At 72.2% G+C, this 23796-nt stretch carries 28 protein-coding genes; 11 read left to right on the top strand and 17 right to left on the bottom strand.

The features are described from left to right. The first annotated feature begins 81 nt into the window (after positions 1-81). Complete coding sequence (locus tag AB0C01_RS24310; RefSeq protein ID WP_357572185.1) at positions 82-1917, top strand: glycoside hydrolase family 15 protein; 1836 nt, start codon at positions 82-84, stop codon at positions 1915-1917. Between the two features lie 9 nt (positions 1918-1926). Here AB0C01_RS24310 and AB0C01_RS24305 read toward each other — a convergent pair whose 3' ends face one another. Then, complete coding sequence (locus tag AB0C01_RS24305) at positions 1927-2742, bottom strand: DUF72 domain-containing protein (protein WP_357250923.1); 816 nt, start codon at positions 2740-2742, stop codon at positions 1927-1929. 141 nt (positions 2743-2883) lie between these two features. On the opposite strand from AB0C01_RS24305, the gene AB0C01_RS24300 reads away from it, so the two are divergent. After that, a complete protein-coding gene (locus tag AB0C01_RS24300; RefSeq protein WP_357250815.1) occupies positions 2884-3612 on the top strand; it encodes a Clp protease N-terminal domain-containing protein in 729 nt (242 codons plus the stop codon). Between the two features lie 10 nt (positions 3613-3622). Here the strand turns inward: AB0C01_RS24300 and AB0C01_RS24295 are convergent, their stop codons facing one another. Together AB0C01_RS24295 and AB0C01_RS24290 are read right to left on the bottom strand one after the other, a co-directional pair. Next, the gene (locus tag AB0C01_RS24295) at positions 3623-4141 is read right to left on the bottom strand and encodes a hypothetical protein (RefSeq protein WP_357250812.1); all 519 of its coding nucleotides are present in this window, start codon (positions 4139-4141) and stop codon (positions 3623-3625) included. 158 nt (positions 4142-4299) lie between these two features. Beyond that, the gene (locus AB0C01_RS24290) at positions 4300-4494 is read right to left on the bottom strand and encodes a DNA repair protein (RefSeq protein ID WP_357572184.1); all 195 of its coding nucleotides are present in this window, start codon (positions 4492-4494) and stop codon (positions 4300-4302) included. 164 nt (positions 4495-4658) lie between these two features. Between AB0C01_RS24290 and AB0C01_RS24285 the strand changes: the two genes are divergently transcribed. Continuing rightward, positions 4659-5321, top strand: a complete 663-nt coding sequence (locus AB0C01_RS24285; protein ID WP_357572183.1) for a GNAT family N-acetyltransferase — start codon at positions 4659-4661, stop codon at positions 5319-5321. A 218-nt stretch (positions 5322-5539) separates the two neighbouring features. Here the strand turns inward: AB0C01_RS24285 and AB0C01_RS24280 are convergent, their stop codons facing one another. The 4 genes from AB0C01_RS24280 to AB0C01_RS24265 form a co-directional block, all read right to left on the bottom strand. After that, a complete protein-coding gene (locus tag AB0C01_RS24280) occupies positions 5540-6238 on the bottom strand; it encodes a TetR family transcriptional regulator (RefSeq protein ID WP_357250806.1) in 699 nt (232 codons plus the stop codon). Then, the gene (locus AB0C01_RS24275; protein WP_357250803.1) at positions 6201-6695 is read right to left on the bottom strand and encodes a DCC1-like thiol-disulfide oxidoreductase family protein; all 495 of its coding nucleotides are present in this window, start codon (positions 6693-6695) and stop codon (positions 6201-6203) included. Before AB0C01_RS24275 ends, AB0C01_RS24280 begins: the two co-directional genes overlap by 38 nt. Then, the gene (locus AB0C01_RS24270) at positions 6692-7288 is read right to left on the bottom strand and encodes a hypothetical protein (RefSeq protein WP_357572182.1); all 597 of its coding nucleotides are present in this window, start codon (positions 7286-7288) and stop codon (positions 6692-6694) included. Before AB0C01_RS24270 ends, AB0C01_RS24275 begins: the two co-directional genes overlap by 4 nt. Before the next feature lie 131 nt (positions 7289-7419). Next, positions 7420-8874: a glycoside hydrolase family 3 N-terminal domain-containing protein gene (locus AB0C01_RS24265; protein ID WP_357250796.1), complete on the bottom strand. Its 1455-nt coding sequence runs from the start codon at positions 8872-8874 to the stop codon at positions 7420-7422. Positions 8875-9043: 169 nt separating this feature from the next. Between AB0C01_RS24265 and AB0C01_RS24260 the strand changes: the two genes are divergently transcribed. Then, positions 9044-10219, top strand: coding sequence for an ROK family transcriptional regulator (locus AB0C01_RS24260; protein WP_357250793.1), 1176 nt, complete (start codon positions 9044-9046; stop codon positions 10217-10219). A gap of 147 nt (positions 10220-10366) precedes the next feature. Here AB0C01_RS24260 and AB0C01_RS24255 read toward each other — a convergent pair whose 3' ends face one another. Together AB0C01_RS24255 and AB0C01_RS24250 are read right to left on the bottom strand one after the other, a co-directional pair. Next, positions 10367-11383, bottom strand: a complete 1017-nt coding sequence (locus AB0C01_RS24255) for an ABC transporter permease subunit (protein ID WP_357250788.1) — start codon at positions 11381-11383, stop codon at positions 10367-10369. After that, a complete protein-coding gene (locus AB0C01_RS24250) occupies positions 11380-12387 on the bottom strand; it encodes an ATP-binding cassette domain-containing protein (RefSeq protein ID WP_357250785.1) in 1008 nt (335 codons plus the stop codon). Before AB0C01_RS24250 ends, AB0C01_RS24255 begins: the two co-directional genes overlap by 4 nt. Before the next feature lie 131 nt (positions 12388-12518). Here AB0C01_RS24250 and AB0C01_RS24245 point away from each other — a divergent pair, with 131 nt between their 5' ends. Further along, on the top strand, positions 12519-13349 hold the full coding sequence (locus tag AB0C01_RS24245) for an ABC transporter ATP-binding protein (protein WP_357250782.1): 831 nt from the start codon (positions 12519-12521) through the stop codon (positions 13347-13349). Positions 13350-13374: 25 nt separating this feature from the next. Continuing rightward, positions 13375-14271, top strand: a complete 897-nt coding sequence (locus AB0C01_RS24240) for a ribokinase (protein ID WP_357250918.1) — start codon at positions 13375-13377, stop codon at positions 14269-14271. A gap of 36 nt (positions 14272-14307) precedes the next feature. On the opposite strand, the gene ftrA is transcribed toward AB0C01_RS24240, so the two are convergent. Further along, positions 14308-15336: a transcriptional regulator FtrA gene (gene ftrA, locus AB0C01_RS24235; protein WP_357250779.1), complete on the bottom strand. Its 1029-nt coding sequence runs from the start codon at positions 15334-15336 to the stop codon at positions 14308-14310. A gap of 70 nt (positions 15337-15406) precedes the next feature. On the opposite strand from ftrA, the gene AB0C01_RS24230 reads away from it, so the two are divergent. Continuing rightward, complete coding sequence (locus tag AB0C01_RS24230) at positions 15407-15865, top strand: rhodanese-like domain-containing protein (protein ID WP_357250776.1); 459 nt, start codon at positions 15407-15409, stop codon at positions 15863-15865. A gap of 24 nt (positions 15866-15889) precedes the next feature. Here the strand turns inward: AB0C01_RS24230 and AB0C01_RS24225 are convergent, their stop codons facing one another. The 4 genes from AB0C01_RS24225 to AB0C01_RS24210 form a co-directional block, all read right to left on the bottom strand. Continuing rightward, a complete protein-coding gene (locus AB0C01_RS24225) occupies positions 15890-16618 on the bottom strand; it encodes a hypothetical protein (RefSeq protein ID WP_357250773.1) in 729 nt (242 codons plus the stop codon). 47 nt (positions 16619-16665) lie between these two features. Further along, positions 16666-17055, bottom strand: a complete 390-nt coding sequence (locus tag AB0C01_RS24220) for a hypothetical protein (protein ID WP_357572181.1) — start codon at positions 17053-17055, stop codon at positions 16666-16668. After that, complete coding sequence (locus AB0C01_RS24215) at positions 17052-17534, bottom strand: DUF6232 family protein (protein ID WP_357250768.1); 483 nt, start codon at positions 17532-17534, stop codon at positions 17052-17054. The genes AB0C01_RS24220 and AB0C01_RS24215 overlap by 4 nt, the downstream gene beginning before the upstream one ends. A gap of 96 nt (positions 17535-17630) precedes the next feature. Next, complete coding sequence (locus tag AB0C01_RS24210; RefSeq protein ID WP_357250765.1) at positions 17631-18110, bottom strand: DUF6232 family protein; 480 nt, start codon at positions 18108-18110, stop codon at positions 17631-17633. A 98-nt stretch (positions 18111-18208) separates the two neighbouring features. On the opposite strand from AB0C01_RS24210, the gene AB0C01_RS24205 reads away from it, so the two are divergent. From AB0C01_RS24205 to AB0C01_RS24190, 4 genes are all read left to right on the top strand, one after another. After that, a complete protein-coding gene (locus AB0C01_RS24205; protein ID WP_357572180.1) occupies positions 18209-18982 on the top strand; it encodes an enoyl-CoA hydratase-related protein in 774 nt (257 codons plus the stop codon). A gap of 122 nt (positions 18983-19104) precedes the next feature. Beyond that, on the top strand, positions 19105-20727 hold the full coding sequence (locus AB0C01_RS24200; protein ID WP_357250759.1) for an acetolactate synthase: 1623 nt from the start codon (positions 19105-19107) through the stop codon (positions 20725-20727). Between the two features lie 149 nt (positions 20728-20876). Then, positions 20877-21848 carry an ATP-binding cassette domain-containing protein gene (locus tag AB0C01_RS24195; RefSeq protein ID WP_357572179.1) on the top strand — a complete coding sequence of 324 codons (972 nt, stop codon included), beginning with the start codon at positions 20877-20879 and terminating at the stop codon, positions 21846-21848. Next, positions 21845-22654 carry an ABC transporter permease gene (locus AB0C01_RS24190; RefSeq protein ID WP_357250753.1) on the top strand — a complete coding sequence of 270 codons (810 nt, stop codon included), beginning with the start codon at positions 21845-21847 and terminating at the stop codon, positions 22652-22654. Before AB0C01_RS24195 ends, AB0C01_RS24190 begins: the two co-directional genes overlap by 4 nt. Positions 22655-22657: 3 nt before the next feature. On the opposite strand, the gene AB0C01_RS24185 is transcribed toward AB0C01_RS24190, so the two are convergent. From AB0C01_RS24185 to AB0C01_RS24175, 3 genes are read right to left on the bottom strand one after another with little or no spacing between them, the layout of a single operon-like run. Further along, positions 22658-23074, bottom strand: a complete 417-nt coding sequence (locus AB0C01_RS24185; protein WP_357572178.1) for a PLD nuclease N-terminal domain-containing protein — start codon at positions 23072-23074, stop codon at positions 22658-22660. A 27-nt stretch (positions 23075-23101) separates the two neighbouring features. Then, a complete protein-coding gene (locus AB0C01_RS24180) occupies positions 23102-23407 on the bottom strand; it encodes a DUF202 domain-containing protein (RefSeq protein WP_357572177.1) in 306 nt (101 codons plus the stop codon). Further along, positions 23404-23796, bottom strand: coding sequence for a DUF202 domain-containing protein (locus AB0C01_RS24175; RefSeq protein ID WP_357250744.1), 393 nt, complete (start codon positions 23794-23796; stop codon positions 23404-23406). The genes AB0C01_RS24180 and AB0C01_RS24175 overlap by 4 nt, the downstream gene beginning before the upstream one ends.

Genomic DNA, 23796 nt, shown 5'->3' with positions numbered 1-23796 from the left:
CGGCGGGTTCGGAGAAGTCGCGTGTAGCCCGCCGCCTCCCGGGTAGTCGCCGCCGTTGCCATCACGACGGCGGGGGACAGCGTGGATGCGAGGTATCCGGCGATCGAGGCGCACGGCCTGATCGGTGACCTGCAGACCGCCGCGCTGATCAGCGCAGACGGTGCCATCGACTGGTTCTGCGCGCCCCGTTTCGACTCACCGAGCATCTTCGGTGCGCTGCTCGACCATGACAAGGGCGGCCACTTCCGGCTCACGCCCGACGGCGTCGACTACACGAGCAAGCAGCTCTACCTGCCCGGTACGCCGATCCTGATCACCCGCTTCCACAGCGCCGACGGCGTGGGCGAGCTGTTGGACTTCATGCCCGTCACCGGTGAACAGGCCACCGACCGGCACCGGCTGATCCGGCTGGTACGGATGGTCCGGGGAAGCATGCGGTTCCGCTTCGACTGCCGTCCCCGGTTCAACTACGGGCGCGACCCGTACGAGCTCGAGGTGCACCCCGAGGGTGACGTGTTCCGGAGTCCGACCCTCACCCTCACCCTCACTCCCTTCAAGGAATCGGAACGAACATTCGAGGCGGTGGGAGTCCGGCGCGACGCCGAGGGCGTGTCCGCGTCGTTCACCCTGCGCGCGGGCGACATCGGCGGGGTCGTCCTGGAGACGGCCTGTCCGCACGCGCCCCGCGCGATGAGCACCGACGAGGCGTGCGACCTGCTCGCCCAGACCCGCGACTACTGGCGGCGGTGGGTGGGCGGCTCCCGGTACAAGGGTCGGTGGCGGGAGGTGGTCGAGCGGTCGGCGATGACGCTCAAGCTGATGACGTACGCGCCGACCGGCGCCTTGGTCGCGGCACCCACCGCCGGGCTGCCGGAGCAGATCGGCGGGCAGCGGAACTGGGACTACCGCTACACCTGGATCCGGGACGCGTCCTTCTCCGTGCACGCGTTGCTGCGCCTGGGCTTCACCGACGAGGCCCAGAGGTATCTGTTCTGGCTGAACGAGCGCATCCGCGAGGCCCGGGACGCCAACCTGCCCCTCCAGGTCATGTACCGCATCGACGGTTCACCCGACCTCCCCGAGGAGGTGTTGGGTCACCTGGAGGGATACCGGTGTTCGGCGCCGGTGCGGATCGGTAACGGCGCGGCCGGCCAACTGCAACTCGACATCTACGGCGAGGCGCTCGTCTCGTTGGAGCTCGCGGACCGGAACGGGCTGATCGCGCCGTACCAGGGGTGGCGGAAGACGGCCGGGATGATGGACTGGCTCTGCGAGCACTGGGACCAACCCGAGGACGGCATCTGGGAGACCCGGTCCGGCCGGCAGGACTTCACCTACGGGCGGGTGCTGTCCTGGGTCGCGCTCGACCGTGCCATCCGCATCGCGCACCGCCGCGGGCGCCCCGGCGACACCGCCCGCTGGGCCGCCGAACGGGACGCCATCTACGAGCAGGTCATGACCCGTGGCTTCGACCCGCAGTGCGGCGCGTTCGTGCAGCACTACGGGTCCGACATCCTGGACGCCTCGCTTCTGTCGATGCCCGGCCTGAACTTCATCTCGGCGACCGACCCGATGTGGGAGTCGACGCTGCGGGCGATGGACGCCGGCCTGGTCTCCGACAGCCTGGTCTACCGCTACGACCCGAAGGCCTCGCCGGACGGCCTCGCCGGCACCGAGGGCACCTTCAACATGTGCACCTTCTGGTACGTGGAGGCCCTCGCGCTGGCCGGGCGGGTCGACGACGCCCGGTTGACCTTCGAGAAGATGCTCACCTACGCCAGCCCGCTGGGCCTCTACTCCGAGGAGATCGCCCCGACCGGCGAGCAGATCGGCAACTTCCCGCAGGCGTTCAGTCACCTCTCGCTGATCAGCACGGCTGCCCACCTCGACGACCTGCTCGACAAGGAGCAGTGCTGACCCACCCGGTCAGAACAGCGTCAACGGTTCGACAGGTATCGGCTCGGGCAGCGGGTCCAACTCGGGCACGCGTGCGCGGACCTCGTCGTGGAACCGGCGGGCGAGTACGGGCGCGTCGGCGTTGTCCGGGGTGTGCAGGAACATCGTCGGCGAGCGTCCCTCCCGCAGCCAGGCCACGGTGACGTCGATCCAGCGCTGCCACCCCTCGACCGTGCGGGTCGGGTCGTCCCGGCCGAGGTAGCGGACGATCGGCCGGTCGGTCAGCGCGAGCGAGCGGAGCGGCACGCGGGGCTTCTTGGTCCAGGCGTCCCGTTCGGCGTCGCTGCTGGGTGGGCTCGCGAAGAAGGCTGTCGTGTCGAAGGGGATCCACTCGGCGGACGCGACGGCGAGGGTCGCCTCCAGCAGCCGGGCCGCGTCGGCGTCGGTGAAGAACGCGGGGTGGCGGACCTCCACCGCGTACCGGTGCGACGGCGGGAGTTGACCCAGGAAGCGGCGCAGGGTCGGGACGTCGGCGGGGGCGAACGAGCCGGGTAGCTGGATCCAGAGGGCGTGTACGCGCGGGCCGAGCGGCTCGATCGCGTCCAGGAAGGCGCGCAGCGGTTCGCCGACGGCGGTGAGCCGACGTTCGTGGGTGATGACCTTCGGAAGCTTGAGGACGAACCGGAAGTCGGGGTCCGTCTGCGCGGCCCACGACGCCACGGTGTCCCGGGCCGGGGTCGCGTAGAACGTCGTGTTGCCCTCCACGGCGTCACACCAGCTGGCGTAGTGCCGCAGGCGCTCCGCAGGTGGCAGTTGGTGTCCCGGCCACGACCGGTGGCTCCACATCGCGCACCCCACGTGCAGACGCATGTCCGCCCTTCCCGTGCTTCGACCGGAGCCCACCGTATCGGGGCGCCTCGCCCGCCACCCGCCGGACATCGTCAACTCAAGGTTGACGCGACCGGACCGTCAACCTATGGTTGACGCATGACAGATCCTCTCCAGATGAGCAACACCGTCAAGCTCGACGACCTGATCCAGGCCATCAAGAGGGCACACACCGACGCGCTCGACCAGCTCACCGACGCGGTCATCGCCGCCGACCACCTCGGCGAGGTCGCCGACCACCTGATCGGGCACTTCGTCGACCAGGCTCGCCGCTCGGGCGCCTCCTGGACCGACATCGGCCGCAGCATGGGCGTCACCAAGCAGGCCGCCCAGAAGCGCTTCGTGCCGAAGGCCACCGACGGGCCGACCCTCGACCCGAACGAATCCTTCGGGCGGTTCACCCCCCGGGCCCGCAACGTGGTGATGTCCTCGCAGGAGGAGGCCCGCGCCAGCGGAAGCGCCGAGATCCGCCCCGAGCACCTGGTGCTGGGCCTGCTGGCCGAGCCGGACGGGCTGGCCGCCAAGGTGATGGCCGGCCGGGGCGCCACCGCCGAGGTGGTGCGGGAGAAGGTCGCCGCCCTCCTGCCGCCGCCGGCCGAGCAGGTCCCGGACCTCATCCCGTACGACGCACGCGGCCGGAAGGCTTTGGAGCTGACCTTCCGCGAGGCGCTGCGCCTCGGGCACAACTACATCGGCACCGAGCACATCCTGCTGGCCCTGCTGGAGCAGGAGGACGGCGCCGGCGTGCTCACCGGTCTCGGCCTGGACAAGGCGACGGTCGAGGCCGACCTGGCCGCCGCGCTCGCCGCCTTCACGGCACCGAAGTGAGGCCCTCCGGTCAGGGTGCCTCGGGGAAGCCGTAACGCAGGGCGTGCTCCGGATCGGTCGGGTCGATCTGGCGCACGCCCGCGTCGGCGAGGCGCTTGTTGACCTCGTCGAGCTGCTCGCGCACCAGTCGGGCCTCCTCCTCGGTGACCCGGCCCCGATGCGGCTTGCCGGCGTGCTCAAGCGTGCTGTAGTCGATCTTCTCGGCGCCCTTGCGGGCCTTCGGCGGGCGGACCCGCTCGGCCGTCCGCAACAGTTGCGCCATCGGCACGTCGGTGGCCATCGCGTCGAACTCGCTGGCCGTCAACACCACCCGACGCGGCTCGCCACCGCCATGCCGGTCGTGGATCTCCACCACCGCCACGTCCAGGGCGGCGTCGTCGATGTTCTCCACCTCACCCGGGGTGGCGTCCAACTGCACGGGCCCGGCGACCAGGTCCGGGTGCTCCAGCACCACGACGCGGACCACCTCGTCGTCCTGCTGCAGAACCGTGCCGGTGAAGTCGGAGACGTGGATCGTCTTCTTGCCCATGCGCGGAGCTTCTCCTGTCGTAGGCCGGATGGCGGACCACAAGAAATTACCCGACAGGTGTGCGAAAGCCCTCGCTGGACCTCCCCGGTGTGTCGCCCCGGGCGAACGTCAGAGGCTGCCCTTGGGTGCCACCCACCCGGTGGGTGAGGGGTGGTGCGTCAGTGCGTGTTCAGGCGGTGCCGACTGAAGCTGCCAACGGGCAGCTTGTTCAATCCGGCCCACGACAGGGCTCCGCCGCCGACCGTGCGGGGATTTCGGTAGCGCGGCTGGGAAGGACTGCTCTTGATGGCTTCCGCCGCCTGCCAGAGTCGCTCGGGGTCCTGCTGGTAGTGGTCGCTCGGCTGAATCGGCATGCGTTCACCGTCCCAAAGAAAGGTGTCCAGCTAAGAAAATACATATGACGGTCGATCGCTCTGCCTGATCATCGTGCCCCGCCCGGCCCTGCGGGATCGTCCGCCCGGCCGGGCCAGCCCGGCGTACGGTGATCCACGACGGCTGGACCGACGGGGAGGTGGGCATGCTCGACCGGCGGGTCCAACTGCACCTGGCCACCTGGCTCGGTCAGTGGCCGGCCGGCGCGGGGCTGCACGTGGTCGCCTCGCACCGACGGGCCGCACCGGCCTGGGACGGCAGGCTGCGCCCCGCGCTCGCCGTGGACACCGGGCGCAGCGGTGTGCTCTCCGTGGCGCCGGACCGGGTGGCGGCGATCCGTGCCCTGATCCGGCGTACTCCGGACCGGTTCCTCGCCGCGCTGCCGCAGGCCGTGGGGCTGCCCGACTGGTGCGTGCACGACGGTCCCTTCCGGTGGAGTGTGTCCCCCGCGCCGCTTCCCGACGTGGGGGAGTGGACCCCGCCGACGGCACCCGGGCTGCCGCCCTGGCTGCGGCTCTTCGACCGGCCGGTGCTGGTGGTCCGCGATCCGGATGGTGCCTACCTGGCCGGTGCCGGGATCAAGCGGCACGACGCGTACGGGCACGAGTTGGCCGTGGGCACCGCGCCGGTGGCTCGGGGGCACGGCCTTGCCCGCCGACTCGTTGCGCAGGCGGCGCGACGGGTCCTCGACGAGGGAGCGGTGCCGACCTACCTGCACGAGCGCGACAATCTCGCTTCGGCCCGGGTCGCCGACGCGGCCGGCTTCCCGGATCGCGGCTGGCGGGCGTACGGGGTCTATCCGCGCTGACTCGCGCGGGCGCTCGCGGACCGTGGATCCCGGGCCGGATCCACGGTCCGCAACCTCCCCCCAGGCCCCGGTTCCGGACGTACCGACAGGTGTCGGGTCGGTACGCGTCGATCACGCTACGTATCTAACCGGCTCAGGGCAAGGTTGATGCTGTCAGTTCGGAGTGTCGAAAAGTGGACTTGACCTGCTCCTTCGGTGATCGGCGAGTGTAGGCCGGGTCAGTGACGGAGCGTGCGGATCAGGTCGAGCACCTGTCGGGTCACCGGTCGGAGGACCCGGAGCCGGGACAGCGCCACGAGCCGGTCGATCAGTGGTACGGCCCCGTCGATCAACTGCCGGGTCTTGGTCTGGCCCGGTGATCGATCGTGGACCCAGTAGAGGATCACGCCCATGTACGCGAGCCAGAGCAGCTCGGGCAGTTGGGGGCGAAGCTCGGCGTCGACCTTGGCCGTCGAGCCCGTCAACACCTCGCCGAAGAGCTCGATGGCCGCCTGTCGGGGGCCGGAGGACTCCGCCGAGAAGGGACTCAGCGGCGAGGTGGGCTCGGCCGCCGTCTTGAAGAAGGTCGCCGCGAACCCGTGCGAGGGCGTCAACACGTCGATCCCCGCGTGCAGCACTCCGGCCAGCCGGGCGCCGAACGCCTCCTCCCGATCGAGTACGGGCTGTGCGGCCGCCCGGTGTGTGACCTGGGACTGGGCGTAGAACTCCTGGATCAGGTGGTCCTTGGAACCGAAGTAGTAGTAGGCGTTGCCGACCGCCACGCCGGCCTCCTGCGCGATCGCCCGCATGGTGGTCTGGGCGTAACCGCGCTCGCGGAACAGCCGCATCGCGGTGTCCCGGATCAGCTGCCGGGTCTGCTCGCCTCGGGCGGTGGCTGGGTCACCCGCAGTGGTCGTCTGCGCAGGCTGCTCGGTCATCGAGGTCACCGTATCCCGCCAGGTCGTTTGTCGGCTCGTCCCCCGGGTCGCGGACCCGCTCCCGGATCGCCGAGGCGGCGGCCACCGCCTGTCGGGCGAGGGGCAGCAGGTGCGGTCGGGCCAGTCGCTCGGCCATGGACCGGTGGTCGGCCAACGCCCACAGGCAGGCGAACCAGGCGCCGTCGCCCGCGTACACCTCACCGGTGTCGGCGATCACGGTGAGGTCGCGCAGCGTCGCGTCGTGGTCCAGGCCGGGAAAGCGCCGCCGGGCCTCGACCGATCCGGCCGGCACGAACTCCAGGGGTACGAGTTGGGCGCGGGAGGTCAACCAGCGGCGGGCGGCGCGGCAGAGCGGGCAGGCCGCGTCGAAGAGGACGGTGAACCCCCGGATCCCACCGCCGGAGTGGGCGGTGGGATCCGGGAGCCGACCGACGCCACCGGTCGGTGTCTCGGTCATCGGGTCGGCGGGTTGTTCGCCGGTCCGGCGCCGGGCTGCGGTCCGGCCGGGTGTGGTCCAGCCGGGTGTGGTCCGGCCGGTTGCGGGCTGGGCTGGGGTCCGGCCGGGTGTGCGCCGGGCGGCCGCGGTCCGCCCAGGTACGCGCCGACCAACTGTGATCCGGCTGGGGCGGGCTGCATGGGGAGTCGGCCGATCGGGGCGATCGGGGGATGGGTGGCGAGCTGACGAAGGCGGGTTCGGCGGTAGCGGCCCAGTGCGAAGACGTTGAAGAAGTGCAGCGCGCCGAGCACCAGCAGCACCAGGCCGACCTTGAGGGACAGTTCCTCCATGGCCTGGGCCGTGGAAACCACCGGGTCGGAGTGCCTCATCGCCACCGTGACGTAGCCGAGGTTGAGCAGATAGAAGCCGACGACCAGGAGACTGTTGACCGCTTTGGCGACTCGTTCCTCGGCGAACACCTCCTCCAGGAAGACCAGCCCGTTGCGCGACAGTGCCCGAGCCACCCAGATGGTCAGCCCGACGCTGACCGCGAGGTAGACCACGTACATCCAGACCTTGATGTCCATGCGGACGCCCTTCTTGAACGTGTTCAACTACCGACGTCGTCAGCCTAGGGTGAATATTGAACATGTTCAAGAACGGGCGACACGTGACTGTGGACACTCTGGCGCGGGAGCGCGTCGTCCGGCCGAGCCTCGGGGGCCCGGCCGGAGAACGCCGCGGCTCAGCCGGCCAGTCCGAGAGCCTCGGCCGCCGCGCGGCCGTTGGCGTGGCTCGCGCCGTAGGTGGTGACGAAGGCGCGTACGCCCGCCGGGCGCCACTGCGCCGGCCACCCCATCTCCACCACGGTCACCGAATGCTCGGCGGCCAGCCCGGCGACCAGCTCCGGGCCACCGGGTAGCCGGTGCAGGTGCCGCCCCACCAGCACGATGGGTCGGTCACCGGCCAACCCGCGCAACGTCGCCGGGTCGGTCTCGGTGGCGATCACGCGAATCTCCGGCACGCCGTCGAGGTGGGGACCGAGACCCCACGGCACCCGACCCTCGGCGATCGTCGACTCGGTGTGCAACTGCACCACAAGCGGTCGGTCCAGGCCGGTGAGCACCCCGTCCACCCGGACGGCGCGACGCGCCGCCGCGTACCCCAGCTCGGTGTCCCCGGCTGCCGGCGGCCCGGCGGCGGCCCGGGTCCAGGCGGCGAGCTCGGCGGCGCGGCCGGCGGCCTGCTCGACCCGGGCGGTCGCCAGCCGACCGTCGGTGAGGGCGTCGACGATCTCGGCGGCCACCCGCTCGACCAGCTCGGCGTCGACCCGCGCGCCGATGCACAGCAGGTCGGCGCCGGCCGCCAGGGCGCGGACCGCGGCCGGGCCGACCCCGCCGGCGGCCACTGCGGCACCCTTCATCTCCAGCGCGTCGGTGATGACGGCGCCGGTGAAGCCGAGGTCGGTGCGGAGCAGGTCGACCAGGACGGCCCGGCTGAAGGTGGCCGGATCGGCGCCGGTCAGCGACGGCACCCGGATGTGCGCGGTCATCACGGCGCGTGCCCCGGCGGCGATGACCGCCCCGAACGGCGGCAGGTCCCGTTGGCGGAGCAGGCTCAACGGCGCGTCCACGGTGGGCAGTTCGTGGTGTGAGTCGGTGACGGTGGCGCCGTGCCCGGGGAAGTGCTTCGCGCAGGCGGCCACGCCGGCGGCCTGCAACCCGGTCACGGCGGCGGCCGAGTGGGCGGCCACCCGCACCGGGTCCGCGCCGAAGGATCGGGTGCCGATCACCGGGTTCTCGTCGGCGGTGTTGACGTCCACCGTCGGGGCGAGGTTGACGGTGATGCCGAGCGCGGCCAGCTCGGCGCCGATCGACCGGTAGACGCGTCGGGTGAGCGCCACGTCGCCGATCGCGCCGAGGGCGGCGTTTCCGGGGTACGGGCTGCCGGTGGCATGCGCCAGCCGGGTCACGTCACCGCCCTCCTCGTCGATGGCGATCAGCGCGTCCGGCCGGCCGGAGCGCAACGCGGCGGTGCTCGCCGCCACCTGGGCGGGGTCGTGCACGTTGGTGCCGAACAGGGTGTGCCCGGCCAGCCCGTCGGCCAGCAGGTCGACAGCCCAGTCCGGCGGGACCGGTCCCGGGTACGCGGCGAGCAACGTGCCCAGCGCCAACCGGCGCAGTCCTGGATCCAGCCCCACGTGATCTCCCCCTTCGGTGCCCCAGCGGGTACGAAACGTCGTACCGGTGGTGGTGTCCGCCCTGCCGAATCGGCGGAGCGTCCCGCCTCCGGGTGGCCGATACGCTACGGCTACCCGTTCGCAGGTAGGTTTACAGTTAGCAAAGTTTACTAAAACTAGAGGACGTGTCATGAGTGCGACCCGGCTGCCCGGCACCCCCCGCCTGTTGCGGGCGCTCAACGACCGTGCGGCACTGGAGCTGCTCCTCGAACGCGGCCCGCTGACGAGGGCCCGGCTCGGCGAGCTGACCGGGCTGTCGAAGGTCACCGCCTCGCAGTTGGTCGAGCGGTTGGAGGAGCGTGGCCTCGTCACGCGGGTCGGTGAGCAGGCCGGCGGGCGGGGGCCGAACGCTCAGCTCTACGCGGTCAGCCCCGGCAGTGCGCACGTGGTCGGCGTGGACGTCGGGCCGGACCGGGTGGTGGCCGCGTGTGCCGACATCACCGGCGCGGTCATCGGCCGGGTGGAGCAGTCGACCCGGGACACCGACGACCCGGTGGGTGTCGTGCACAACGCCGTGGTGCAGGCGGCCAGCAGCGCCCACGCGCAGCTCAGCAGCGTACGGCGGATCGTGCTCGGCACCCCGGGCCTGGTCGACCCCGGCACCGGCGACATCACCTTCGCCTTCAACCTGCCGCGCTGGCACAGCGGCCTGCTCGCCGCCCTGCGGGAGGACCTGCACACTCCGGTGGTCTTCGAGAACGACGTCAACCTGGCCGCGGTGGCCGAGGCGCAGTCCGGCGCCGCGCAGGGGCTGGCGGACTTCGTCCTGGTCTGGGTGGGCGCCGGCGTGGGCCTGGCGATCATGCTGGGTGGGCGGCTGCACCACGGCAGCAGCGGAGCGGCAGGTGAGATCGGCTACCTGCCGGTACCCGGCGCGCCCATCCCACGCGACGTCTCCCGCCGCGCCAAGCCCGCCTTCCAGCAGCTCGTCGGTGCGGATTCGGTCCGCGCGGTGGCCCGCGAGCACGGTTATCCGGACACCGACGCCGCCGAGGCGGTGCGCGCGGCCGTAGCGGCCGGCGCCGACGGTGGCCCGATGCTCGACGAGCTGGCCCGCCGGCTCGCGCTCGGCGTGGCGAGCACCTGCGTGGTCCTCGACCCGCCGTTGGTCGTGCTCGCCGGTGACGTGGGCCAGGCCGGCGGTGCCGCGCTCGCCGAGCGGGTGCAGCACGAGGTCGCCGCGATCACCCTGGTCCGGCCGCGGGTGGTGCCGACCGGGCTGACCGAGGAGCCGATCCTGCACGGCGCGCTGCGCACCGCCCTGGACGCCGTGCGCGACGAGGTGTTCGGCTCCACCGTCGGCTGAGCCCGCTGCGCCGGTCATGTGAAGGAATATTTCACCGCAGCTTGACAGGTTGCAAGCTCTTGCCGCGTCGCGATCGCCACCGGCTGCCGCGTCGCGATCGGCCGCCGGGTCGCCCGCGACCACGCGGGCGACCCGGCGGACCGCGACTCAGAGCAGGTCGCGTCGGCGGAACACGGCGAACGCCGCAGCGGTCAGCCCACCGGTGATCACGAGCAACACCAACAGCGACGGCAACCAGGTCAGCGTGTAGAACCCCTCGCAGTAGGAGCCAACGCTGCCGCCCCGGCAGATCCGTGCGTCGTAGAAACGCGCCTCGCCGTTGAGCCACGCCCCGATGTGGCTGGAGAGCATGAACCGGTCCGACTCCGGGGCGTCGACGATCTCCAGAACCAGCCGGCCGCCCAGCTCCCAGACCACCACGTACGCGGCGAGCGCGCCGAGGGCCGCCGAGGTGTGCCGACCCAGCGTGGCAATGGCGAAGCCCGCCGCGCTGGCCAGTAACACCAGCACCAGTCCGCGGCCGTGCACCGCGCCGAGTTCGCGCCAGAATTCCCCGCTCAACCGGCCGGGCAACCCGGCGGTCTGCCCGATCACCCAGAACGTGGCGAGGTAGGCCACCGACGCCAGCAGGGCCAGGACCAGCACCGTGCCGAGCAGGGTGCCCAACTTGGCCCCGAGCACCGTCAACCGGCGTGGCCGCCAGAGCAGCAGGTTCACCACTCCGCCGGAGTTCAGGTCGGCGCCGATGTAGGAGGCGCCGACCAGGAACCCGAACAGCACCAGGAACGCGATCAGGAAGTAGAGCAGCGGCCGCGCCTGCTGGGCGAAGCTGAACACCCCCGGCAGGAAGTCGGCGGCGGTCGGCAGCTGCTCCTGCCGGACCGGGTCGATCTCCGAGCACTCCGCCGGAAAGTACTGGTCCATGTCCCTCTGCGGGAGTGTGCCGTTCTGTCGGGCCAGGCACTGCTGGTAGGCGGTCTCCATCCCCTGTAGCTGCTCGGCGGCCTGCTGCCGCGCCGAGTTCAGCTCGCTCGCGCTCGGCTTGTGCGACCCGGCCAGGGTGGTCGCCGCCGTCACGGCGAACGCCAACGCCAACAGGACGACCATGAGCTGCACGAAGCGACGACTGAACAGTCGCTCCAACTCGGCACGAACCAGGTTCACGCGTCCACTCCCCGATTGAGATCAATCACAGCTTCGCCCTGCTCGCCGTCCGGCAGCGCCGAGCCGTCGACCTGCCGGGGGACCGACGACTGCGCGTACGCGCCCGTCAGCTCCAGGAAGACGCTCTCCAGATCCGGCCGAAGCGGCGTCAGCTCGCCCACCCACAGCCCCTGCTCGCCGAGCACCCGACTGATCACCGTTCCGTCACTCACACCGCTCACCACCAGCGCCTCGCCGTCGACGACCGCCGTCAGCTCGGCCGCGTGCAGCAACTCCACGGCGCGCTCGGGCTCGGCCACCCGCACCACGAACTCGTGTCGGTCGTGGCCGGCCAGCACCTCGTCCACCCGGCCGGCCGCCACCCGCTTCCCCCGCGAAATGATCGTCACGTGGTCGCAGATCAACTGGATCTCACCCAGGATGTGACTGGACACCAGCACGGTCACCCCGTTGGCCGCCAGCGACCGCATCAGGTCCCGCATCTCCCGGATGCCCGCCGGGTCCAGTCCGTTCGCCGGCTCGTCCAGGATCAGCAACCGCGGCTCCTTCAACAGCGCGGACGCCACCGCGAGGCGCTGCTTCATGCCCAGCGAGTAGCCCTTCACCCGCTCGTCGCCCCGGTCGCGCAGACCCACCGTCTCCAGCGCCTCGTCGACCCGCGAGACCGGCACCCCACCGGCGCGAGCCAACAGGCGCAGCGTGCGGTACGCGGTGAAGTTGCCGAAGAACTGGGGGCTCTCGACGATCGCGCCGACCTGTCCCGCCACCCGGGGCAGCAGCTCCGGCGACGGTTGGCCGAGCACGGTCATCCGTCCACCGTCGGCGCGTACCAAGCCGAGCAGGGCCCGCAGGGTGGTGGTCTTGCCGGAGCCGTTGGGCCCCAGGAAGCCGTGGACCTGGCCCGCCTCGACCAACAGGTCGAACCCGTCCACTGCCACCCGCCGGCCGTTGCGCAGGCTGCGGAAGGTCTTGCGCAGACCCTCGATCTCGATGACCGCGCTCATCCGCGCGGCTCCGAATCTTGACGGAACATCAGCCGTCCTCCGGGTTTGGTGATCAACGACACGGCGCTTCACCCTATGGCCGAGGTGCCGCCCGTGGGGGGCACCACGGCGCTGCGTGGTTGGATGGTGCGGTGACTGGTGACCTGATCCTTGGCGCTGCCGGCGCCCCGCCTGTGGACCCGGATCTGGTGGTCAGCCTGGCCGGCGTCGGTGTACGCCGGTCCGGCACCGCCCTCCTGCAGGACCTGACCTGGCGCGTCGAGTTGGACGAGCGGTGGGTGGTGCTCGGCTCCAACGGCGCTGGCAAGACCACCCTGCTCAACCTCGCCTCGGGCCGGCTGCACCCGACCACCGGTGTCGCGCACGTGCTCGGCGAACGGATCGGCCGCACCGACGTCAACGAGCTGCGTACCCGGATCGGGCTCACCACCGCCGCGCTCGCCGAGCGGCTGCCCGCCGACGAGCGGGTCACCGACGTGGTGGTGACCGCCGCCTGGTCGGTGGTCGGTCGCTGGCGGGAGAACTACGACCCGGCCGACGAGGCGCGGGCGCGGGCACTGCTGAGCCAGCTCGGCGTCGGTGGCCTCGCCGAACGCCGCTACGGCACGCTCTCCTCGGGTGAGCGCAAGCGGGTGCAGATCGCCCGGGCCCTGATGACCGACCCGGAGCTGCTGCTGCTCGACGAGCCGGCCGCCGGGCTCGACCTGGGTGGACGCGAGGACCTGGTCGCCCGACTGGCCGAGCTGGCGTACGACCCGGACGCCCCGGCGATGGTGCTCGTCACCCACCACGTGGAGGAGATCCCGCCGGGGTTCACCCACGCGCTGCTGCTGCGCGAGGGTGGGGTGGTCGCCCAGGGTCTGCTCGCCCAGACGTTGACCGGCGACAACCTCTCCAAGACCTTCGGCCTGCCGCTGGTCGTCGAACGGTCGGGCGACCGTTACACCGCGCGGGCCGCCTGAGCGTCAGGACAGGGCGGAGATGACAGTGCCACAGACCCGGGTCGCCGTGGTGGGCAGCGCCAACATGGACCTGGTCGCGATGGCACCCGCGCTGCCCCGGGTGGGTGAGACCACCCTCGGCACCGACTTCGTGATGGTGCCCGGCGGCAAGGGCGCCAACCAGGCCATCGCCGCCGTCCGGGCCGGCGCCTCCTGCGCGTTCCTCGGCGCGATCGGCTCGGACGCCTTCGGCGTCACCCTGAAGGCCCGCATCACTGCCGCCGGCGTGGACACCAGCCAGCTGCGCGTGGTCTACGGCACCTCCGGCGTCGCGCTGGTCATGGTCAACGCCCAGGGTGAGAACGCCATCATGGTGACCCCCGGCGCCAACGACGCCCTGGTCGACCTCACCGAGGAGGACCTGGCCACGGTGCGCGCGGCGGACGTGCTGGTCGCCCAACTGGAGATCCCGGTGCGGACCGTGACGGCCGCCGCGGTTGCCGCCCGCGCCGCCGGCACCCGGGTCATCCTCAACGCCGCCCCGGCCCGGGACCTACCGCCCGAGCTGCTCGCCGCCGTGGACGTGCTCGTCGTCAACGAGGGCGAGGCGCAGGCGCTCACCGGCCGTGGCCGGGAGGACCCCCGGGCGCTGCTCGACCTGACCCCCCGGGCCGTGCTCACACTCGGCGGCGAGGGTGCCCGGTACGTCGACCGCGACGGCACCGACGTGCACGTGCCGGCGGTACGGGTCGACGTGGTCGACTCCACCGCCGCCGGTGACGCGTTCACCGCCGCGCTGGCCGTCGGCTGGGGCGAGGGACGCGACCTGGTCGACGCGGTGCGCTGGGCGTCGGCGGCCGGCGCGGCCTGCGTCCGCAAGCTCGGCGCCTCGGTGGCGCTGCCGCAACGCGCCGAGATCGACGAGCTGTACGCGCCAGCCTGAGCGGGTCCGCGCTACGTCGGCCTGAGCGCGTCCGCGCTACGCCGGCTGGCCCGCGCCGGTTCGGAAGGCCCGGCGGTACGCCGACGGCGAGGTCAGCATGACCCGGCCGAAGTGGTGGCGGTAGGTGACCGGCGTGTCGAAGCCCACGGTCCGGGCGACCTGCTCGACCGGGGCGTCCGTCTCCTCCAGCAGGGTGAGGCTGGCGCGTACCCGCTGGTCGATCAGCCAACGGATCGGGCTGGTCCCGGTGGCCCGGGCGAAGTGCCGCAGGTAGGTGCGGGACGACATGTGCGCCCGCCCGGCGAGCTGGGCCACGCTCAGCGGTTCGGCGAGATGGGCGAGGGCCCAGTCGATGCTGCCCGCGATCCGGTCGTCGTCCGGGTCGGCGGGCACCGGTGCCTCGACGAACTGGGCCTGCCCGCCGTCGCGGTGCGGGGGGATCACCAGCCGTCGGGCGACCGCGTTGGCGATCGCCGCGCCGTGGTCACGCCGGATGACGTGCACGCAGAGGTCCAGCCCAGCGGCGCTGCCGGCGCTGGTGAGCAGGTCACCGTCGTCGAGGTAGAGCACGTCCGGGTCCACCTCGACCCGCGGGTAACGACGCGCCAGCAGCTCCGCGTACCGCCAGTGGGTGGTGGCCCGCCGACCGTCCAGCAGCCCCGCCCCGGCCAGCGCGAACGCGCCGGAGCAGATCGACATGATGCGGGTACCGCGTTGGTGCGCACGGCGCAGCGCGGTCACCAGCTCGGGCGACGGGTCACCGGTCACGTCCGGCACGCCGGGCACGATCACCGTCCGCGCCTCCGCAAGCTCGGCCAGGCCGTACGGGGTGTGCAGGCTCGCCCCACCGACCACCGGCACCGGCCCCGCCCGCTCGGCGCAGACCACCAGGTCGTACCAGTCGACGTCGAACTCGGGTCGGGGCAGCCCGAACACCTCGGTGACGATGCCGGTCTCGAACACCGACATCCCCGGGTACGCGAGCACGGCGACGCGGTGCCCGCCCGCCGGCCGTCGGGGCGTCGACAGCGGGCGCGAGCCGGTGGTGTTGGCCCGGGTCGGCATGGCGAGATGTTAGCGCAGGACGTCGTTCGCGCCGCTCGTCCCGAGGTGGCGTGCCGGCGAGGATCGGTGCATGACCTTCACGTTCGCCGTTCCGCCGGCCGATCCGGCCACCGCCGCCGCCCACTTCCACAATCGGCTCAGCGTCGAGACCGACGTCAGTGACGTGCACGCCGACCTGTCGGCCCGTGCCCCGGGCCTGGTGGTCGTCGACTCCCGGGGCGCGGCCGCCTGGGCGCAGGGGCACCTTCCCGGCGCGGTACACCTGCCCACCGCCGAGATCGCGAGCCGGGCAGCGGACCTGGTCCCGCCAGGCTCGGCGGTGGTGACCTACTGCTGGGGTCCGGGCTGCAACGGCGCGACCCGCGCGGCGCTGGAGTTCGCCCGGCTCGGCTACCCGGTGAAGGAGATGCTCGGCGGGTTCGAGTACTGGGTGCGGGAGGGGCTGCCGGTGGTGACGGAGACCGGGTTGACCCGGCGCCCCGTCGACGACCTGACCGCGCCAACCGCGACGATCACCTGCGCATGCTGATCCCCCACGCCCGCGGGGGAGGGTTCAGCCGACGGGTTCGTCGCTGAGCTTTTCGCCGCGTCGACGCAGCATGCCCAGCCCGGGGATGCCGGCCACGGCGAGCTTGAGGTCGCGGGTCACGTCCAGCAGGTCGTGCAGGTCCGGCCCGACCCGGTCCAGGGTGGCGAGGATCGGCAGGATGTCGGCCGTCAGGTGCTCCCTGAGCTTGGGCAACTCGTCGATCAGGTGGATCGCCGCGCTGATCTCCTCGTGGCTCAGTTCCTCGACGAACGTCCGCGCCATCGGCGCGGCCCGGCGCAACGCGGGCTCGTACGCCGCCAGCAACTCGGCGGCGGTGGCCGCGGCCTCCGTCGCGGTGCCCACGGTGGCGGCGGCCCGGCCGGCCACCCTGTCGGCCTCGGCGACCACCGAGCCGGCCGACCGGGACACCCGGTCGGCTTCGGCGACCACCACGGCGGCGGCCGTCGCCACCTCGGTGGCCGTGTCGATGGCGGTGGTCGCGGCGGCGCTGATGACGGCCACCTCGCGGACCGCCGCCTCGGCGTCGGTGAGCACCTGGTCGGTCCGGTCCAGGGTCGTCTCGATCCGGTCCACCACGCCGTTGATCCGGGCCAGCAACGCCTCCACCCCGTCCAGCACCGCGAACGCGCGGGCGGGCACGGCGGCCATCGAGGCGGCCGAGCCGAGCGCCTGGTCGAGAGCGAAGCGGGTCAGACCGACAACGGCGGTCGGGGTGGGGAGGGGAATCGCCATGGGACCAAGTGTGCGTCGGCCGCGCCGCAACCGCCTGACGGAGCCGGTCAGCGTGAAGGTCGGCCGGCGGTGTCGGCGCGGGCCACCCGCAGCGCCCACCAGACCAGCGGCGCCTGCAACGGCACGCGGCCGTACGCGATGGCCCGCTCCGTCGGGCGTCGGTGCCGCCAGTCCACGGCCATCTTCACGTTCGCCGGCAGGACGGCGACGAAGAGCGCGGCGGCGGCCCGACCGCCGGCCCGCCGGGTCCCCGGGTTCGCGACCGCCGCCGCCACCGCGAGTTCGGCCACCCCGCTGGCGTACGTCCAGAAGCGGGCCGGACCGGGCAACGCGCCCGGCACGATCGGGTCGTAGAAGCCGGGGCGTACCAGGTGGGTGACGCCGGCCGCGGCGAGCAGGCCGGCCAGGGCGACGGCCTCGCCGCGGCGGGTGGTCATCGATGGTCTCCCTGCTGTTCGACGGCGCGCTGCACGGCCCGGTAGATCTGCCCGAACCGTAGCGCGTCCGGGGTGCGCACCAGCAGGTCCTCCCGGCCGTGGTGCTGCACCCACAGCTCGTGCACGTGGCTGCCGCGCTCGTAGGAGCGGTCCAGCCAGCCGAGGGGGATCTCCAGGAACGGCAGGGCCACCACCGCCCCGACGGCGCAGGCGGCGAGGATGATCAGCGCCAGCTTCCAGTTGCCCCGGTCCTGCGCGGACCACGCGAGTGAGAGCACGCAGACCACGGCGACCAACGGCGGCAGCGAGAGCAGCAGCACCAGGACGCCACGCCCCAGCACGCGACCGCGGACGGCGAGAGTCTTCTGCCCCCGGGAGTGCCAGACGAACGTCACGTCGGACAGGGCGATCACGTGACCACCCGCCCGGATCGACTCGGAGGTCACCTGCACCGCGTCGTCCCGGTAATAGAGGGTCATCACTAAGCCTAACCACCGGCAGGCAACCCGCGCCTCGGCAAACGTGGACGGTTCTCCGTCAGCGGCTGACGGAGACTGTCCACGATTGGCAGACCGCTAGCGACGGGTGCCGGGGCGGGCCGGTTGGCTGTGCTCGACCGCGCGCTGCACCGCCCGGTAGATCTGCCCGAAACGCAACGCGTCGCCGGTGCGCAGCAGCCGCACCGGCTGGCCGCGCCAGCGGGCCCAGATCTCCAGTTGGCGGCTGCCCCGGGCGTACGAGCGGTCCAGGTGCTCGAAGAGGAAGTCGGCGACCGGCCCGACGGCAAGCCCGACCAGCACCGACGCGCCGACGATCGCGATCGTCACGGTGGGTGAGCGGTGCAGCCAGATGGCCACGCCGATGCCGAGGACCGCCGCGACCAGCGGACCGGCGAGGGCGGCGCCGATCGCGCCACGCCCCACCAGGACGCGCCAGGAACGGCTGCCGCGGCGGTGCCAGATCATGGTGATGTCGGTGAGCGCGTAGCTGCGGCCGTCGGCTCGGAAGGTGGTGGAGGTGACCTGCACCGACCTGTCGTCGTAATACGTGACCATGTCTGGACTCCCGCCCACGGGGCTGACACCACACTACTTACCCAAACGAGCCGGGTCGTAAGGTTGGCACGCGACTTCGACGAGGAAGTGAGGGCAGTGTGGGCGAGTTCGTTCGGCTGGAGACCACTGACGGCATCGGCACGATCCGGCTGGAGCGGCCGCCGATGAACGCGCTCAACACCCAGGTGCAGGAGGAGTTGCGCGCCGCCGCCGCGGCGGCCACCGCCGACCCCGAGGTCCGCGCCGTCATCGTGTACGGCGGGGAGAAGGTCTTCGCCGCCGGTGCGGACATCAAGCAGATGGCCGAGATGTCCTATGTCGACATGGCCGATCGGGCCGTGAACCTGTCCAGCGCTCTGGGTGCGATCGCCCGGATCCCGAAGCCGGTGGTCGCCGCGATCACCGGGTACGCCCTCGGTGGCGGCTGCGAACTGGCGTTGGCCTGCGACTGGCGGGTGGTCGCCGAGGACGCCAAGCTCGGCCAACCGGAGATCAAGCTGGGCATCATCCCCGGCGCGGGCGGCACCCAGCGGCTGGCCCGCCTGATCGGCCCGGCCCGCGCCAAGGACCTGATCATGTCGGGGCGGATGGTGGACGCGCAGGAGGCGCTGCGGATCGGCCTCGCCGATCGGGTCGCCCCGGCCGCCGAGGTGTACGACACGGCTGTCGCGCTGGTCACCCCGTACCTGAACGGGCCGGCGCAGGCGCTGCGCGCGGCGAAGCTGGCGGTCGACGGCGGCCTGGACATGGACCTGAACTCCGGCCTGGCCTGGGAGAGTCAGCTCTTCGCGGCGCTGTTCGCCACCGACGACCGGCGCGAGGGCATGGCGGCCTTCGTCGAGAAGCGCAAGCCGGACTTCACCGGCCGCTGACCCGTCGGTCCACCCTCCAACCGCCCCCTGACCTCGGTAGCGTCCACCGGCCGGGACCACTGTCGGACGGCCAAGTGACTGGCCGGTAACCTGTGATCCCGGCCACGGACGATGGGAGCGACATGACGGAGCGGATCGAGGGTCACGGCGGCGAGCTGGCGCTCGCGGCCCTACGCGCGCACGGCGTACGGGAGATGTTCACACTCTCCGGCGGGCACGTCTTCCCGCTCTACGATGCCGCGTACAAGACCGACTTCCCGATCTACGACGTCCGGCACGAGCAGTCCGCCGTGTTCGCCGCCGAGGCGGTCGCCAAGTTGCAGCGCCGGCCCGGCCTCGCGGTGCTCACCGCCGGACCCGGTGTCACCAACGGCATCTCCGGCATGACCAGCGCGTTCTTCAACGCCTCCCCGGTGCTGGTGCTCGGCGGCCGCGCGCCCGCGTTCCGCTGGGGCTCCGGCAGCCTCCAGGAGATGGACCACCTGCCGCTGGTCACCCCGGTCACCAAGCACGCCGAGACGGTGTTCAGCACCGACGACATCCCGCGTGCGGTGGGTGCCGCGCTCACCGCCGCGCTCACCCCGCACCGTGGTCCGGCCTTCCTCGACTTCCCGCTGGAGACGATCTTCTCGGTCGCCGAGGTCGACCAGCCCACCGCCTCCGGCGTCGACCCGGTCGTGCCGGACCCGGAGGAGGTCGGCCGCGCCGCGATGCTCATCGCCGGGGCACAGCGACCGGTCATCATCGCCGGCTCCGACGTGTACGCGGGCGACGCGATCGCCGCACTACGCGAGGCGGCCGAGGCGTTGCAGGTGCCGGTCTTCACCAACGGCATGGGCCGCGGCTCACTCCCGCCCACGCACCCGCTCGCGTTCGCCAAGGCCCGTCGGGCAGCGCTCTCCGGCGCCGACGTGGTGGTGGTGGTCGGCACCCCCCTGGACTTCCGGCTCAGCTTCGGGGACTTCGGCGACGCCAAGGTGGTGCACATCGTCGACGCGCCCAGCCAGCGGGCCTCGCACGTGCAGCCGGCCGCCGCCCCCGCCGGCGACCTGCGCCTGATCCTCTCCGCGCTGGCCGACCACTCCGGGGACCGGGCCGACCACACCGACTGGATCGCCGACCTGCGCGTGGCCGAGGACGCGGCCAAGGCCCGGGACGCCGCCGAGATGGCCGCCGAGACCGACCCGATCCGCCCCGCCCGGATCTACGGCGAGCTGCGTCGGGTGCTGGACCCGGACGCCATCACCATCGGCGACGGCGGCGACTTCGTGTCGTACGCCGGGCGGTACCTCGAGCCGGCCCAGCCCGGCACCTGGCTGGACCCGGGCCCGTACGGCTGCCTGGGCACCGGCATGGGCTACGCGATGGGCGCCCGGGTCAGTCACCCGGACCGGCAGATCTGCGTGCTGATGGGAGACGGCGCCGCCGGCTTCTCGCTGATGGACGTCGAGTCGCTGGTCCGCCAGAAGTTGCCGGTGGTGATCGTCGTCGGCAACAACGGCATCTGGGGGCTGGAGAAGCACCCGATGCGGGCCATGTACGGCTACGACGTGGCCGCCGACCTCCAACCGGAGTTGCGCTACGACACGGTGGTCAGCGCGCTCGGTGGGGCGGGGGAGACGGTCGCCAAGGCGGCCGACCTGGGTCCGGCCCTCCAGCGGGCGTTCGACGCCGGAGTGCCGTACCTGGTCAACGTGCTCACCGACCCGACCGACGCGTACCCCCGGTCGTCGAACCTGGCCTGAGGCGCACCCGCCGCCGCCGTCGTCCCTCGCGGGCGGCGGCGGCGCGGCGTCTTCCCGCAGCTAAATACACGGAAAGTTAGCTCCGGTCGTCGTAACGTCAGCGCGGGAACGGCGGGACGTCAACCTGTCGCCCGACGACAGGAGTTGCGATGGACCACGCGATCCGCGCCGAGGGCCTGGTGCGGCGTTTCGGCGCCACCACCGCCCTCGCCGGAGTTGATCTGGAGGTTCCGACCGGGACCGTCTTCGGTCTGCTCGGGCCGAACGGCGCCGGCAAGACCACCGCCGTGCGGGTGCTCGCCACCCTGCTGCGGGCCGACGAGGGGCACGCCATGGTGGGTGGCTTCGACGTCGTGCGCGACGCGCACCAGGTGCGTCAGCTGATCGGTCTGACCGGCCAGTACGCCTCGGTCGACGAGACCCTGACCGGCGTGGAGAACCTGCTGCTGATCGGTCGGCTGCTCGGCCTGAGCAGGTCCGACGCCCGACAGCGCGCCCGCCGACTCCTCGCCGACTTCGACCTCAGCGACGCCGCCGACCGGGCCGCCAAGACCTTCTCCGGTGGGATGCGACGCCGGTTGGACCTCGCCGCCAGTCTGGTCGGCCGGCCGCAGGTGCTCTTCCTGGACGAGCCGACCACCGGCCTGGACCCGCGCAGCCGCAACGACCTGTGGGACATCGTCCGCACTCTGGTCTCCGACGGCGTGACGGTGCTGCTCACCACCCAGTATCTGGAGGAGGCCGACCAGCTCGCCGGCGAGATCGCCGTCGTCGACCACGGCCGGGTGATCGCCCAGGGCACGCCGGAGGAGCTGAAGTCCAAGACCGGTGGTCAGACCCTCACCGTGCGGCCGGCGGACGGCAGCGACCTGGGCATCGTGACCGCCATCGTCGGCGAGGTGTCCGGTGCGATCCCCGAGGTGGCCCAGAGCGCCGTCACCGTCGCCGTGAACGATCCCGGCGTCCTGCCCGCAGTGGTCAGACGCCTCGACGCCGCCGAGATCGCGGTCGCCGAGCTGGCACTGCGCGGCGCCAGCCTGGACGAGGTCTTCCTCTCGCTCACCGGCCACCGGGCCGAGGACTCGCCGGCCGCCACCGATCTGGAAAGGACCCCGGCATGACCGCCGCCACCATCCCCGCTCCGCTGGCGCCGACTCGCCGGGTCAGCCCGGTCGCGGGCGTCCGGCACACCGTCACGCTGGCCTGGCGCAGCCTGGTACAGATCAAGCACAACCCGATGGAACTGCTCGACCTGAGCATCCAACCGGTCATGTTCGTGCTGCTGTTCACCTATGTGTTCGGCACCGCCATCGCCGGGTCGTCGGGTGAGTATCTCACCTTCATGCTGCCCGGCATCATGGTGCAGAACGCGCTGTTCGCCACGATGACGACCGGGTTCGGGTTGAACAACGACCTGACGAAGGGCGTGTTCGACCGTCTGCGGGCGCTGCCCATCGCCCGGTGGGCGCCGTTGGCCGGCCGGATCCTCGCCGACACCGTCAAGCAGGCCTGGTCGATCGCGCTGCTGCTGGGTGTGGGGTCGATTCTCGGTTTCCGGGTCGGCAACGGGCTGCTCGGGGTGGTCGGGGCGTTCGCGCTGCTGCTGGCGTTCACGTTGGCCGCGTCGTGGATCTCGGTGCTGGTCGGCGTGCTGGTCAGCGAACCGGACAAGGTGCAGATCTTCGGCTTCACGGTGATCTTCCCGCTGACGTTCACCAGCAACATCTTCGTACCCACCGACCAGATGCCGAGCTGGTTGCAGAGGTGGGTGGAGCTCAACCCGGTGACCGTGGTGGCCGACGCGCTGCGCGGGCTCCTGGTCAGTGGGCCGGTGGCCGGTCCGGTCCTCCAGACGCTGCTCTGGGGCTTCGGCATCGCGGTGATCTTCGCGCCGTTGGCGGTGCGCGCGCTCAGGCGTCGAGTCTGAGCCTCACACCTCCGGCCGGTCCCCCTCGCGGGGCGGCTCACCGTCGTGCCGCCGCAGGTCGTCCTCGCGTCGGCGCAGGTCCTCCTCCCAGCGGCGGAACAGCTCCTGGTCCTGCTGCTGGGCGCGATCCTGCACGGAGCGGAGGAACTCCGGATCGTCGTCGGGGGCGACCGGCCGGGGGCGCTGCCGCTGGGGCGAACCGGCACCGCCGGGCCAGCTCTTGCGGGCGCCGGGGCTGGGCTCCCGGCCCGCGACGAACCAGGCGATCGAGCCGACCAGCGGGAAGAACAGGATGATCAGCACCCAGGCGATCCGGGGGAGGGCGCGGATCTGACCCTCCTCGGCGGAGAGGCAACTGATCAGCGCGCAGACGGCGAGGACAATCTGCGCCAGGAAGAGGAGAACGTACAGCCGGGCCATCCACCCATCATGGCGCACCGAGGCTCGTCACCACAGTCCGCGAAGCACCAGCAGCACTCCCAGTAGCGCGAGCCCCACGGTGCCCACCGCGACCAGCGGCAGTGTCCGACCGCCGGTGCGGGCCGGGCCGGTGCCGGTGCCGCGCGGCCAGCAGAGCACCAGCAGGGTGCCCCAGACCAGCACGGCGACGCCGGCGATCAGCGCCCCGGCCGGGCCGCCCGCCGACGCCAACCGGACGGCGAGCGCGGTCACCACAGTCAGCGTGAGCAGGGTGCGTCGCCAGGCCAGACGGGTGCGCTCGGGTTGCAGCCCGGCGTCGCGTCCGGTGCTCACCGCCCGCCGACAGCCCGGACCAGGACGGCGATCACCAGCAGCACCGCCCCGGCGCCCACGGCCAGGGCCAGGATGGCGGGAAACCGGGACGCGGGCAGCTCCTGACCGAGCCGGATGGCCCGCTCGGTACGCGCCCAGTGGTCCACGGCGCGGATCGCGACCGCCCCGCCGAGCAGCAGCAGCGCCACCGCGATCACCTCCCGCAGGTGGCTCATCGGCAGCGGCGGCAGGAACTGCGCGGCGGCCAACCCGCCGCCGACCAGCGCCAACCCGGTGCGCAGCCAGGCGAGGAAGGTCCGTTCGTTGGCCAGCGAGAAGCGGTAGTCCGGCGGTTCACCGACCGTGCCCAGCTCTGCCGGGTCGAACCATCGCCTGATCGCCGCCCACAC

This window comes from Micromonospora sp. NPDC048905 (assembly GCF_040649655.1).
GTDB lineage: Bacteria > Actinomycetota > Actinomycetes > Mycobacteriales > Micromonosporaceae > Micromonospora.
Note: the sequence above shows the minus strand (reverse complement) of the source record. Positions and strands in the feature narration are given on the sequence as shown.